The sequence below is a fragment of the Georgenia sp. genome, from assembly GCF_054605595.1.
The window spans coordinates 1-13951 of sequence record NZ_JBTSDU010000002.1; the positions used below are offsets into that span (position 1 = coordinate 1).

The following is a 13951-nucleotide window of genomic DNA, read 5'->3' on the forward strand; positions in this document are numbered from 1 at the left end:
CGTGCCGATCCGGTGCTCGGCACGGTGCGCGCCGAGGTGGTCACCTCGACCCGGCCGCTCGCCGCCGTCGGCGACGTCGACCTCGGCGTGGTCGACCAGGGCGAGGCCGTCACCGTCGACGTGCTGGCCGGCGCCGTCAACCCGTTCCCCGAGACGCCGCTGACCCTGCTCGCCGTGACGCCCGAGAGCGGACAGGCCCAGGCCGAGATCGTCGGCGGCCGGGTCGTGGTGACCTCCGGCGCCGGCTACACCGGCAGCGTCGTCGTGCGGACGACCGTGCAGGACGCCACCCTGGACCCGGCGCGGAACGTCGAGGCCCGCGTGCGGATGGAGGTGGCCGGGGCGCCCGACCGCCCCGCACCGCCGCGCGTGGCGGAGGTCCGGGACCGCGCCGTCGTGCTGTCCTGGTCGGCCCCGGCCAGCCCCGGCTCGCCCATCACCGGCTACACCGTGACGTCCAGCGCGGGCAGCGCGCAGTGCGCCACCACCACGTGCACCGTCCCGGGGCTGACCAACGGGACCGAGTACACCTTCACGGTGGCGGCGACCAACGCCGTCGGCAGCTCCGAGCCCTCCGCGCCCTCGGCCCCCGCCCGCCCCGACGTGCGGCCCGCGGCGCCGGCGGCGCCGACGGTGGTCGCCGGCGACGGCGCCCTCGACGTGCGGTGGGCGCGCCCGGAGAACGTCGGCTCGCCGGTGACGCGCTACGACGTCCAGATCTCCCCGGCGGCCGGCTCCGGGCAGGTCGGCGTGACCGGCACGAGCCACACCTGGGCGGGCCTGACCAACGGGCAGGAGTACCAGGTCCGGGTGCGGGCCCACAACGGCGCGCCCGAGCCGTCGGACTGGTCGGCGTGGTCGGCCGGCGCGGTGCCGGCCGGGGTGCCGGGCCGGCCCGCGCAGCCGTCCGTCGACCGCGTCGACAACCCCGTCGCCTCCCAGATCCGCGGTACCTGGTCCGCCCCGTTCGCCAACGGCGACGCGGTCGCCCGGTACCGGGTCTCGATCCTGCGCGACGGTCAGCCGGTCCGGCAGTTCACCACGGCCGAGCGCTCGTTCGTGGCGGATGCCCCGGTCGGTGCCGACTACTCGGTGACGGTCGCGGCCCAGAACAAGGCCGGCTGGGGGCCGGACTCCGTGCCGTCCCGGAGCGTGCGGGCGGGCATCGCGCCGTCGGCGCCGGGCACGCCCGTGGCGAGCGCGACGGGCACGGACGGCGAGGTACGGCTCCAGTACGCCGACCCCGCCGACAACGGCGAGCGGGTCGACCACTACGAGGTCAGCGTCAACGGCGGCACCTGGACCGAGCTCTCGCCGAACCGCAAGGTCGGCGGTCTCACGGACGGCCAGAGCTACTCCTTCCGGGTGCGGGCGTGGAACACCTACGTGTCCCAGCCGTCCCCGGCGTCGGCGTCCGTCGTTCCCTTCGGACCGCTCGGGAAGCCCACCCTGACGGCGACCAGGGACGAGCGGTCCGTGACCCTCGGCTGGTCCGTCGACCCCAACGGTCTCGCGCTCACCTCGGTCGAGCTCCACGTACGTGTCGCGGGCGAGGACTGGGGCGCCTGGCAGAACCTCGGCACGGCCCCCCAGGGGACCCGGACGTTCGCCGCCAGGCCCGGGACGGTCTGGGAGGCCACGCTGCGGGTCACCCGAGGGGACGGCGAGGACGCGTGGGCGTCGACCTCGGCGGCCCCGCGCGCCCCCGGTATCACGGTCCGGGTCGAGCGCCCCGCCGACCCCCCGCTCTGGACGCCGTGCCACCAGTCGCCGAACGACTGCCGTTACATCGACGTCGACTACCGGGACCTCGAGCCGGGGGAGTACACGGTCACGTCGGTGTCCGGCAGCCACTTCCGGATCGAGCGGGACGTCCGGCTCGGCGGCTCGGGCACGTACGATCCCCAGGTGCCCTACCCGTGGCGGAGCGGAACGCTCCAGGTGATCGTGGATGGACCGAGCGGAAGGTTGGAGCACTCTGTCTATGTCGACTGAGTCGCGGACGACGTCCGAGGAGCTGGATGTGCGGCAGCGGGCCGCGCCCGCGCCCGCGGCGCTGTCACGGGAGGACGCCGCCAGGTTCGCGGCGGTCTTCGGCGACGTCGTCGAGAACGTCTCACGCGCCGTCGTCGGCAAGGAGGCGGTGGTGCGGCTGGTGGTGGTGGCGTTGTTCTCGGGTGGTCATGTGCTGCTCGAGGACTATCCCGGCACGGGCAAGACCCAGCTCGCCCGGGCGTTGGGGCAGTCCCTCGACACGACCAGCAGCCGGATCCAGTTCACCCCCGACCTGCTGCCCTCGGACGTCACCGGCGTGTCGATCTTCGACCCGCGCGCACAGACGTTCGACTTCCACCCCGGGCCGGTGTTCGCCTCCGTGGTGCTCGCGGACGAGATCAACCGCGCCTCGCCCAAGACGCAGTCGGCGCTCCTGGAGGTCATGGAGGAGCGGCGCGTCACCGTCGACGGCGTCCCGCACGCCGTGCCCCGGCCGTTCATCCTGCTCGCCACCCAGAACCCCATCGAGCAGGCGGGGACCTACCGGCTGCCCGAGGCCCAGCTCGACCGGTTCCTCATCCGCACGTCGGTCGGCTACCCGGACCACGCCGCGACCGTGCAGATCCTCGCGGGCGCCGCCCAGCGCGACCGGGCCGGCACGCTCGCCCCGGTGATCACCGGGGCGCAGGTGGCGGAGATGGTCGCCCAGGCGGACAACGTGCACGTGGACGTATCGGTCCTCGACTACGTCGCACGCCTGGTGGCGGAGAGCCGGCGGGCGCCCGCCGTGGTCCTGGGGGCGAGCGTGCGCGGCGCGCTGTCCCTCGTGCGCGCCGCCAAGACGTGGGCCGCCGCGAGCGGGCGGAACTACGTCGTTCCCGACGACGTCCAGGCGCTGGTCGTCCCCGTCCTCGCGCACCGGCTGGTGCTGGAGGCCGAGGCGGAGTTCGAGGGCGTCACGACCGACGGCGTGCTCGACGGCGTGCTCGCGAGCGTGCCGCCGCCCGCGGGCCGGCGCGAGGGGGCCGGCTCGCGGTGAGGCTGCCGCCGGTCCCCGCCGGCTGGGGACGCCGGGCCGAGCGGGTCCGCGGGGGCGCCCGGGTGACCGTCCGCGCCCTCACCCCGGTGGGGTGGGCCGGGCTGGTCGGCGTCGTCGTCGCCGGGACCGCCGGGTGGCTCCTGGGCTGGGCCGAGCTGGTGAGCGCGGCGGGTGCGCTGCTGGGGCTGCTCCTGTCGGCCGTCCTCTTCCTCGTGGGCCGGCAACGGTTCGCCGTCGAGCTCCGCCTGGCTCAGGCCCGGGTCGTCGCGGGGGACCGCGCGCTGGGCGCCGTCGTGGTCCGCAATCTGCGGGGCACCCGGGCCGGTGCGGCGCGCATCGAGACACCGGTGGGTGCGGGCGAGGTGACCTTCGTCAGCCCCGCGCTCGGCGCCGCCGGGACGGAGCACGCCTCCCACGAGGAGGTCTTCGCCGTGCCGACCGACCGCCGGGGAGTGATCGCGGTCGGCCCGGTGAGCTCGGTCCGCGGCGACCCGCTCGGCCTGCTGCGCCGCACCGTCGCCTGGACCGATGTGCGGAAGCTGTTCGTCCACCCGCGCACCGTGCGGCTGACGTCGACCGCCGCCGGGTACCTCCACGACCTCGAGGGCCGCCCGTCCCGCGCCCTCACCAGCTCGGACCTGTCCTTCCATGCCCTGCGCGAGTACCAGCGCGGTGACGACCGCCGCTACGTGCACTGGCGCAGCACGGCGAAGGCCGGAACCCTCATGGTCCGCCAGTTCGAGGAGACCCGCCGCTCGCACGTCGTGGTCGCGCTGAGCCGCAACGGCGCCGACTACGCCACGAGCGACGAGCTCGAGACCGCGGTGTCGGCCGCCGCCTCGCTCGGCCTCGAGGCGCTGGCGGAGGAGAAGGACCTCACCGTGCTGACGAGCCACGAGCTCCTGCCGACCACGTCCCGGCGCCGGCTCATGGACGCCCTGACCCGCCTCGTACCGGGGTCGGGCCCCGGCGGTGTGGTGTCGATGGCGCGCACGGTCGCGCGCGACGTGCCGCACGCCTCGGTGGCCGTCCTGGTGTGCGGCTCACCGGTGACCGCCCACGCCCTGCGGGCAGCGGGCGCCGTCCTCCCGCTCGGGGTGCGGGCGCTGGCTCTGCGCGTGGATCCCGCCGCCGAGGCCGGGACCAGCGTGGTCGGCGCCGTGCGCGTGGTGACCGTGCCCTCCCTGGAGGAGCTGCCCCGCACGCTGCGGGGTGCCCTGCGATGAGGATCCGAGCATGACCCCACCGACCGCGAGCTCGCCGGCCGTGGGCGCCGTGCGCACGCTGCGCCCCGTGGCACCTGCTCGCCGGTCCCCGGCGCTCGCCTGGGTGGACGTGGCCGTCCTCGGCACGCTCGTGCTCCTCGCGCTCGCCCCCTTCGCCCCCGTGTTCGGTTCCGGCCGCGCCCTGGTGGCGACGGTCGGCGGCGTGGTGCTCGCCGCCGCGGTCGGCGTCGCCGGGGCGTGGCGCCACTGGTCCGGGCTCACCGTGTCGGCCGTGGGCGTCGTCGTCCTGGCCGCGGGGTCCGCCCTCGTCGCACCGGACACGGCGGTGGGCGGGGTCCTGCCCACCGCCTCGACGTTGGCGGGCGTGGCCCAGGGCGTGCTGACCGCCTGGGGCGACGTGCTCGCGCTGACCCCGCCGGTAGGGATCCGCGGGGGCGTCCTGGCGGTGCCCTACCTCCTGGCGTTCGTCACCACGCTGGTGGCGGTGACGGTGGCGCTGCGGACCGCGCGGTCGGTGCCGGCACTGATCGCTCCTGCTTTCGCCCTGGTGGCGGCGGTCCTGCTGGCCACCTCCGAAACCGGCTCCGCCGCCGTCACCGGTGTCGTCGCCGCCCTGACCGCGGTGGTGTGGGGCAGCTGGCGCACCGGCCACGCCCGTCCCGACCGGTGGGTCCCCCTCGGCGCGATGATGCTGGTGGGTGTGCTCCTCGGGACCGGCGCCGGCCTCGCCTCCGGCGCCTCGGGCACGCTCACCGGCGGTGCCCGCCTGGTGCTGCGCGACCACCTGACACCACCCGCGGACGTCCACCGGTACCCGAGCCCGCTCGCCGGCTACCGGAGCTTCGTCAAGGACCACGGGGACGACGCGCTGCTCACCGTCGAGGGTCTGCCCGCCGGTGCACCCGTGCGTCTCGCCGTGCTGGACACCTACGACGGGACGGTGTGGGCCGTCTCCGACGGCGCCGCGACCGGCTCCGGGGAGTTCCGCCGCGTCGGCGAGCGGATCGAGCCCGACCCGGTCGGGGGCGTCCGCGAGATCGACGTCGCCGTGGGGGACTACGCCGACGTCTGGGTCCCCATGGTCGGCCGGCCCTTCGACCTCGACTTCACCGGCGGCGCCGAGCGGCTGAACGGCCGGCTCTTCGTCAACCGGGAGACGGGGACCGGGGTCGTGCCGGCCGGGCTGTCGACGGGCGACACCTACCGCCTCCGCGTCGCACTGGCGGCCACCCCGTCGACGTCCGCGCTCACGGGTGCCCCGATCGCGCGGGTCGAGCTCCCACCCGCCGGGTACCCGGACTCGGCCGCGACGGCGGCGGGGCGGCTGACCTCCGGTGCCACCACCCCGCTCGCACGGATCCAGGCCCTCGAGGCGGGGCTGCAGCAGGGGTACTTCTCGCACGGCCTCGAGGGCGACACCCCGTCTCTCGCCGGGCACGGCGCGGCACGCATCGACGCCCTGCTCACCGGTGAGGCGATGGTCGGCGACGCCGAGCAGTACGCCGCGGCGATGGCCCTCATGCTCCGGACCATGGACATCCCCTCGCGCGTGGTGCTCGGCTTCGAGGCGCCGCAGGCGGGGGAGAGCGTCACGCTGACCGGGGCGGACCTCACCGCCTGGGTCGAGGTGCCCTTCGTGGGGCACGGCTGGGTCCCGTTCCACCCCACGCCCGACGCGGACCGCATCTGGCAGTCGGAGACGACCGAGCCCCAGGACCAGGCCCAGCCCCAGGTGCTGCAGCCCCCACCACCGGTGCCCGACCCGCCCGACGCGCCGCGCACCGCTCGTGAGCGCGGCACACCGGAGGCGGACGAGCCCGACCCGCAGACCGGGTGGGGACCGGGCGCCGTCGCCGCCGTCGCCGGCGGTGGTGTGCTCCTCCTCCTGCTCTCCCCGCTGCTGGGGGTGCTGGCGCTCAAGGGGCGCCGGCGCGCACGGCGCCGCACGCGGGGTGGCCCGGCGGACCAGATCGCCGGCGGCTGGGACGAACTCGTGGACGCCGTGACGGATCTCGGGGTGCCGCCGAGCCCGACCGCCACCCGGCGCCAGGCGGCCGGGCAGATGGCCGCGACCCTCGGCGACCCTGGGCGACCCGCGTCCGGTGCCCTCGTCCTGGCGGAGCGTGTCGATGCCGGCACATTCGGGCCCGACGAGCCCGACGAGGCGACGATCGGCGACTTCTGGGCCGAGGTCGGCGCCGCGCTCGGCGGGCTACGACGCCGGGTCGGCCGCCGGCGCTGGTGGCGCTCCCGGCTCTCCGTCCGCTCGCTGCGGCGCCGGTGACCGGACCGCTCCCCACCGCGCCGCGGCACGGTGCAGAAGGCCCGGGCGCCCGGCGATGCACCGACCAAGGCACCCGACGATCGGGCAGCTACGCGGGTCAGCGCACGGATGGGGAGTTCTCCCCGTCCGAGGAGGGCGACATCTGCGGCCCACCCAGGTAGAAATGACACCGAGGGATCCGCCGGGTGACCGGCGGGAGAACCCCCGGGCGTTCGGCCGGGTGTGGCCACGACCGGGAGGATGACGTCGCTTGCAGGGGGCGCGACGTCATCCTCCCGGTCCTCACGCCCGGGCAGCGCTGACCGACGCGTCGGCGACGCCGTCCGATCCCTGGGCAGCGTGACGCGCACCGTCCTCGCGCGCTAACCTCCTTCCGTGCGCATGGCTCGCCCCGAGCAGCAGGGGCTGCTCCTTCCGTGCCGCGACGAGGCCAACTGAGGCCGGCTCCTCGTCGCGGCGCTCGTCGTGCCTGGCCCATCGCACGCACCAGGGACGAGGAAGACCGATGAAGACCCAGCACCACATCTCCGCACAGACCCCCTCCGGTATGCCGATCACCAAGTACCGGCCCTTCCAGGAGACCAACCCCGTCGACCTGTCCGACCGGCGGTGGCCCACCCGACGCACCACCGCGGCGCCGCGGTGGCTCTCGACCGACCTGCGCGACGGCAACCAGGCGCTCATCGAGCCCATGGACGCCGCGCGCAAGCGCCGCATGTTCGACCTGCTCGTCTCCATCGGCTACAAGGAGATCGAGATCGGCTTCCCGGCGGCCTCACAGACCGACTTCGACTTCGTCCGCTCGCTCGTCGAGGACGGTGCGGTGCCCGAGGACGTCACGGTCTCGGTCCTGACGCAGTCCCGCCCCGAGCTCATCCACCGCACGATCGACTCCATCGTCGGGTTCCACCGTGCCACCGTGCACCTGTACAACGCCACGGCGCCCGTCTTCCGCGACATCGTCTTCCGCAACGACCGCGAGGCCACCAGGGAGCTCGCCGTCTCCGGCACCCGCGAGGTGCTCGCCCACGCCGAGAAGGTGCTCGGAGACGACACGGTCTTCGGCTACCAATACTCCCCGGAGATCTTCGTCGACACCGAGATCGACTACGCCCTGGAGGTCTGCGAGGCCGTCATGGACGTGTGGCAGCCCGAGCCCGGCCGCGAGATCATCCTCAACCTGCCGGCCACGGTCGAGCGCGCCACCCCCAACGTGTACGCGGACCAGATCGAGTGGATGAGCCGCAATTTCACCCGCCGCGAGCACATCGCCGTGTCCGTCCACCCGCACAACGACCGTGGCACCGGCGTCGCCGCCGCCGAGCTGGCGATGCTCGCCGGCGCCGACCGTGTCGAGGGGTGCCTGTTCGGCCAGGGGGAGCGCACCGGCAACGTCGACCTCGTCACCCTGGGGCTGAACCTGTACAGCCAAGGCATCGACCCGATGATCGACTTCTCCGACATCGACGAGGTGCGCCGGACGGTCGAGTCCTGCACCCAGATGGACGTTCACCCGCGCCACCCCTACGGCGGGGACCTCGTCTACACCTCGTTCTCGGGCTCCCACCAGGACGCCATCAAGAAGGGCTTCGAGGTCCGTGCCGAGCAGGTCTCGGCCGCGCACGGCGACGAGCGCGCCGTCGTCTGGACGCTGCCGTACCTGCCGATCGACCCCAAGGACGTCGGGCGCAGCTACGAGGCCGTGGTGCGCGTGAACTCCCAGTCCGGCAAGGGCGGCGTCGCGTACCTGCTGTCCTCCACCCGGCACCTCGACCTGCCGCGGCGCCTGCAGATCGAGCTCTCCGGCATCGTGCAGAAGCACACCGACGCCTACGGCGGTGAGATCGACGCCGAGCAGCTGTGGTCGATCTTCGCCGACGAGTACCTCCCGCACACGGCCGCGATGGGGCTGGAGCCCTGGGGCCGGTACGCGCTCAAGGGCACCACGGTGACGACGGCGGGGGAGGGCACCGACGCGGTCCTGACCGTCACGCTCGTCGAGGACGGCGAGGAGAAGGTCGTCGCCGCCACCGGCAACGGACCGATCGACGCGTTCGTCAACGCGTTCGGCGACGTCGGGGTGGAGGTCGGCGTGCTCGACTACGCCGAGCACGCGCTCTCCGAGGGTGGGGACGCGACGGCGGCCGCCTACGTCGAGTGCGAGGTGGACGGCCAGGTGCTGTGGGGCGTGGGCATCGACCCATCGACCATGACCGCCTCCTTCAAGGCGATCGTGTCGGCCGTCAACCGGGCCCGCCGCTGAGGGTGGGGGTACCGCCCGGGCGGCACGGCCGGTGCGTGGGGTGCGCGTGCCGCGCCGGGCGAGCCCCCGGCGCGGCTGCCGGGCCCGCGCGCCGGGACCTGGGATGATGGCGCGGTGAAGCTCTACCGGGACGAGGCTGTGGTGCTGCGCGGCCACAAGCTCGGTGAGGCCGACCGCATCATCACGCTGCTCACCCGTGAGCACGGGCAGGTCCGGGCCGTCGCCAAGGGGGTGCGGCGCACCTCGAGCAAGTTCGGTGCCCGGCTCGAGCCCTTCGGCGTCATCGACGTCCAGCTCCACCGTGGGCGCAATCTCGACACCATCACCCAGGTGGAGACGATCGCGCCCTACGGGCGCCAGATCGCCGTCGACTACTCGCTCTACACGACGGGCACCGTGATGGTCGAGACGGCCCAGCGGCTCACCGAGATCGAGCGTGAGCCCGCCCCGCAGCAGTACCTGCTGCTCATCGGTGCGCTGCACGCTCTCTCCACCCGGCGCCACGCACCCTCGCTCGTGCTCGACTCCTACCTGCTGCGCTCCCTCGCGGTGGCCGGCTGGTCCCCGAGCTGCTACGACTGCGCCCAGTGCGGGGCCGCAGGCCCGCACCGCAGCTTCAACCCTTCGCTCGGCGGGGCGCTCTGCGACATCTGCCGCACCCCCGGCTCCGCCTCGCCCGCGCGCGCGACGATCGCGCTCCTCGGGGCGCTGCTCTCCGGCGACTGGGCCGTGGCCGACGCCTGCGACGGCCGCGGCCGTCGGGAGGCCTCCGGACTGGTGGCCGCCTACCTGCAGTGGCACCTGGAACGGCAGCTCCGGTCCCTGCGGCTGGTCGAGCGCGCATGAGCGGGCCGGTCCGATGACCAGTCCCGTCCCGCCGCCGCCACACCCCTCGGGCGAGCGGGCGCCGACGATCGACCGCCGATTCGTGCCCCGGCACGTCGCCGTCGTCATGGACGGCAACGGCCGATGGGCGAACGCCCGCGGTCTACCACGGGTCGAGGGTCACAAGGCCGGCGAGGCAGCGCTGCTCGAGGTCGTCGCGGGGGCCATCGAGGTCGGTGTCACCCACGTCTCCGCCTACGCCTTCTCCACCGAGAACTGGAAGCGGTCCCCGGAGGAGGTGCGCTTCCTCATGGGGTTCAACCGTGACGTGCTGCACCGCCGCCGCGACCAGATGGACGCCTGGGGCGTGCGGGTGCGCTGGGCCGGGCGCCGGCCCCGGCTGTGGCGCTCGGTGATCGGCGAGCTCGAACGCGCCGAGGAGCAGACCAGGCACAACACGGTGTGCACGCTGACCATGTGCGTCAACTACGGAGGCCGGGCCGAGATCGCCGACGCCGCCCGCGAGATCGCCCGCGAGGTCGCGGCCGGCCGGCTGGACCCGGAGCGGGTCACCGAGCGCACCGTGGCCCGGCACCTCGACGAGGCCGACCTGCCCGACGTCGACATGTTCCTGCGCACCGGCGGCGAGCGGCGGATGAGCAACTTCCTGCTCTGGCAGTCGGCCTACGCCGAGATGGTCTTCATCGAGGACGCCTGGCCGGACGTGGACCGACGGACCCTGTGGCGGGCGGTGGAGACCTACGCCCGCCGCGACCGCCGCTACGGCGGCGCCGTGGACCGGCCGACGTCCGATCCCGCGCGGTGACCACTCCGCGGAGTGCGATACCCCCGATCATGAGGCCTTGACAGGGTCACCTCGTGACGGGAGGGTGCTCTGGTGGTGACGGGTCACCTCCAGGGTGCGGGTCGCCACACGGCCCGACGACCCAACCGGTCGACCTCGTCCCAGGGAGCAGACATGTCGACGACCGAAGGGCAGCAAGCCCCAGCCCCGCTCTTCACGCCGGGGGCGCACATCGCCGATCCGTCGGCCCTCGGGCTGGGTGCATTCGCCCTGACGACCTTCGTGCTGAGCGTCGTGAACGCGGGCATCGTGCCGGCCACCGTCGAGCCGACGGTGTTCGGCCTCGCGCTGGCCTACGGTGGGCTGGCCCAGCTGACCGCCGGGATGTGGGAGTTCGCCAAGGGCAACACCTTCGGCGCGACGGCGTTCAGTTCGTTCGGCGCGTTCTGGATCTCGTTCTGGTGGCTGACCGGGCACACCGACCTCAGCGGGGCCGGCGAGGACGCGGCCAAGGGTGTCGGCCTCTACCTGCTGGCCTGGGGGATCTTCACGCTCTACATGACCGTGGCGGCGCTCCGGACCAACGTGGCGGTGCTCGTGGTGTTCGTGCTGCTGACCATCACCTTCTTCCTCCTTGCCATCGGAGAGTTCAGCGGGTCTGCCGGGCTGGGCAAGGCCGGCGGCTATGTGGGGATCCTGACCGCCATCGTGGCCTGGTACGCGTCGTTCGCGGTCGTCACCGCCTTCACGTTCAAGAAGCAGATCCTGCCCATCGGCCCGCTCGGGGTGGGCCGATGACCCTTGCCCAGCCCGTGTGTTGACAGCTGAGACCGGTCGGAACGATCCGAGGCCCGTGCGCCCGCCGCACCCTAGGAGGAGAAAAATGAGCAACGCCGAGTTGTCGAACCTGCTCCATGAGACCCGGAGCTTCGAACCACCTGCCGAGCTGGTGGCGCACGCGAACGTGACGGCGGAGGCCTACGCGGAGGCCCAGGAGGACCGGCTGGCCTTCTGGGGCAAGCAGGCCGAGCGGATCACCTGGGCGGAGCCGTTCACCGAGGTCCTGGACTGGAGCGACGCGCCGCACGCGAAGTGGTACACCGGAGGCAAGTTGAACGCGGCGTACAACTGCCTGGACCGGCATGTGGAGAACGGGCTCGGCGACCGGGTCGCCTACCACTTCGAGGCGGAGAACGGTGACCAGCGGGACATCACGTACGCCGAGTTGCTCGCGCAGGTCTGTCAGGCGGCCAACGGGCTGATCGAGCTGGGGGTCAAGGCCGGCGACCGGGTGGCCATCTACATGCCGATGATCCCCGAGACGGTGGTCGCGATGCTGGCCTGCGCGCGTCTCGGCGCCCCGCACACGGTGATCTTCGCGGGCTTCTCCGCAAAGTCAATCGAGGACCGGGTCAAGGACTGCGGTGTCGAGGTCGTGATCACGGCGGACGGAGCGAACCGCCGCGGCAAGGCGTCGGCTCTCAAGTCGACGGTGGACGAGGCCGTGGCCAAGTGCCCGGGCGTGCGCAAGGTCCTGGTGGTCAAGCGCACCGGTCAGGACGTCGCCTGGAACGACGACGTGGACGTGTGGTGGAGCGACGTGGTCGAGCACCAGAGCACCGAGCACCAGTGCGAGTTCTTCGATGCCGAGCACCCGTTGTACATCATCTACTCCAGCGGCACCACCGGTAAGCCCAAGGGCGTGCTCCACACCACGGGTGGCTACATGGTCGGGGTGTCCTACACGCACTGGGCGGTGTTCGACCTCAAGGCGGACAAGGACGTGTTTTGGACCGCGGCCGACGTCGGCTGGGTCACCGGCCACTCCTACATCGTCTACGGCCCGCTGGCCAACGCCACGACCTCGGTGCTCTACGAGGGCACCCCGGACACCCCGCACCAGGGCCGCTGGTGGGAGATCATCCAGAAGTACGAGGTCAGCATCCTGTACTGCGCGCCGACGGCGATCCGCACCTTCATGAAGTGGGGCCGGCAGATCCCGGAGAAGTTCGACCTGTCCTCGCTGCGCCTCATCGGGTCGGTCGGCGAGCCGATCAACCCCGAGGCCTACATGTGGTACCGCGAGGTCATCGGTGGCAACAACTGCCCGGTCGTCGACACCTGGTGGCAGACCGAGAACGGCATGATCCTGATCAGCCCGCTGCCGGGCGTGACGGCGGGCAAGCCGGGGTCGGCGATGACGCCGCTGCCGGGCGTGACCGCGGCGATCTACAATGAGGCGGGCAAGCCCGTCGACAAGGGTGGCGCCGGCTACCTGGTGATCACCGAGCCGTGGCCCGCGATGCTGCGCACCCTGTGGGGTGACGACGAGCGCTACCAGGAGACCTACTGGTCGCGGTTCCCGGGTGTCTACTTCAGCGGTGACGGCGCCAAGCTCGATGAGGACGGCGACTACTGGCTGATGGGCCGGGTCGACGACGTGATGAACGTGTCCGGCCACCGGATGTCCACCACCGAGATCGAGTCGGCGCTGGTGTCGCACCCGATGGTCGCCGAGGCGGCCGTGGTCGGTGCTGCCGAGGCGACGACCGGTCAGTCGATCGAGGCGTTCGTCATCCTGCGCGAGAGTGCCCACGGCGGGGGCGACGACGTGGTCGCCGAGCTGCGCGACCACGTGGCCAAGCAGATCGGCGTGATCGCCAAGCCGCGTTCGATCATGGTGGTGCCCGACCTGCCCAAGACGCGTTCCGGCAAGATCATGCGCCGCCTGCTCAAGGACGTGGCGGAGAACCGGGAGCCGGGTGACGCCACCACGCTGGCCGACTCCTCGGTGATGGACCTCATCCAGGAGAAGCTCGCCAGGCAGCCCAGCGACGAGGGCTGACCGGCGCCGGCACGGCTCGACGTCGACGCGCCTGGCTCGGCGCTGAGGCGTCCTCGGCGCTGCGGCGTCGCGGGTCAGTCCTGCGACATCCGGCCGGGCGTGGGGTGGGGTGCGTCGCGATCGGTCGCCGTCGGGTTCACCAGGACGGCGACCTCGTGGGCCCGGGTGTGGCGCCGCCGCACGGCCACGGTCGCCACGATGACGATCGCGGCGGCGGCCAGGCCGGCCAGGCCCCAGGGGGAACCGGCGGCCGCGGCCAGCGCGGCCTCCCAGACGGCGAAGCCGATGGTGGAGTAGATCGCGGCCCACGCCAGCGCCCCCGGGATCTGGGCGAGGGAGAACCGGGGCCAGCTGATCCGCAGCACGCCCGCCCCGGCCATCACCATGGTCTGGAAGCCCACCGTCAGATAGGCGAAGGGCACCACGACCAGCCCCCACCGGCGGATCGCCTCGATGCCACGCTCCGCCCCCTCACCCTGCAACCACCGGTGCGCCCGCAGGCGCCACCCGTACGTCGGGTGGACGCGGCTCAGGGTCTGCTCCGTGACGACCCGGCCGGCCCAGTAGGTGGCCTGGCCGCGCACCGTCGCCCCGAGGTAGAGGAAGGCGAAGAGCAGCCAGAAGGGCAGGCTGGCGAGGAAGTCGAGCATGGGCGCTCCGCGCGGGTCG

Annotated in this window: 10 protein-coding genes; 9 read left to right on the plus strand and 1 reads right to left on the minus strand. The window is 73.2% G+C overall.

The features are described 5' to 3' along the window. The 9 genes from ACYC1Z_RS00335 to acs form a co-directional block, all read left to right on the plus strand. On the plus strand, positions 1–1995 hold a 1995-nt coding region (locus tag ACYC1Z_RS00335), incomplete at its 5' end, for a fibronectin type III domain-containing protein (protein ID WP_461407567.1). Next, positions 1985–3034, plus strand: coding sequence for an AAA family ATPase (locus tag ACYC1Z_RS00340; protein ID WP_461407568.1), 1050 nt, complete (start codon positions 1985–1987; stop codon positions 3032–3034). The genes ACYC1Z_RS00335 and ACYC1Z_RS00340, both read left to right, overlap by 11 nt. Further along, positions 3031–4260, plus strand: a complete 1230-nt coding sequence (locus tag ACYC1Z_RS00345; protein ID WP_461407569.1) for a DUF58 domain-containing protein — start codon at positions 3031–3033, stop codon at positions 4258–4260. Before ACYC1Z_RS00340 ends, ACYC1Z_RS00345 begins: the two co-directional genes overlap by 4 nt. A 10-nt stretch (positions 4261–4270) precedes the next feature. Continuing rightward, complete coding sequence (locus ACYC1Z_RS00350; RefSeq protein WP_461407570.1) at positions 4271–6544, plus strand: transglutaminase family protein; 2274 nt, start codon at positions 4271–4273, stop codon at positions 6542–6544. A 505-nt stretch (positions 6545–7049) separates the two neighbouring features. After that, positions 7050–8807, plus strand: coding sequence for a 2-isopropylmalate synthase (gene leuA, locus ACYC1Z_RS00355; protein WP_461407571.1), 1758 nt, complete (start codon positions 7050–7052; stop codon positions 8805–8807). 114 nt (positions 8808–8921) lie between these two features. Next, positions 8922–9653: a DNA repair protein RecO gene (recO, locus tag ACYC1Z_RS00360; protein ID WP_461407572.1), complete on the plus strand. Its 732-nt coding sequence runs from the start codon at positions 8922–8924 to the stop codon at positions 9651–9653. A gap of 13 nt (positions 9654–9666) precedes the next feature. Further along, complete coding sequence (locus ACYC1Z_RS00365; RefSeq protein WP_461407573.1) at positions 9667–10458, plus strand: isoprenyl transferase; 792 nt, start codon at positions 9667–9669, stop codon at positions 10456–10458. Positions 10459–10611: 153 nt separating this feature from the next. Next, positions 10612–11235 (plus strand): acetate uptake transporter, encoded by a 624-nt coding sequence (locus ACYC1Z_RS00370; RefSeq protein ID WP_461407574.1) that lies wholly within the window; start codon positions 10612–10614, stop codon positions 11233–11235. 85 nt (positions 11236–11320) lie between these two features. Next, positions 11321–13282, plus strand: coding sequence for an acetate--CoA ligase (gene acs, locus ACYC1Z_RS00375; protein WP_461407575.1), 1962 nt, complete (start codon positions 11321–11323; stop codon positions 13280–13282). A 74-nt stretch (positions 13283–13356) separates the two neighbouring features. On the opposite strand, the gene ACYC1Z_RS00380 is transcribed toward acs, so the two are convergent. Next, on the minus strand, positions 13357–13932 hold the full coding sequence (locus ACYC1Z_RS00380) for a DedA family protein (RefSeq protein ID WP_461407576.1): 576 nt from the start codon (positions 13930–13932) through the stop codon (positions 13357–13359). Positions 13933–13951: the final 19 nt, after the last annotated feature.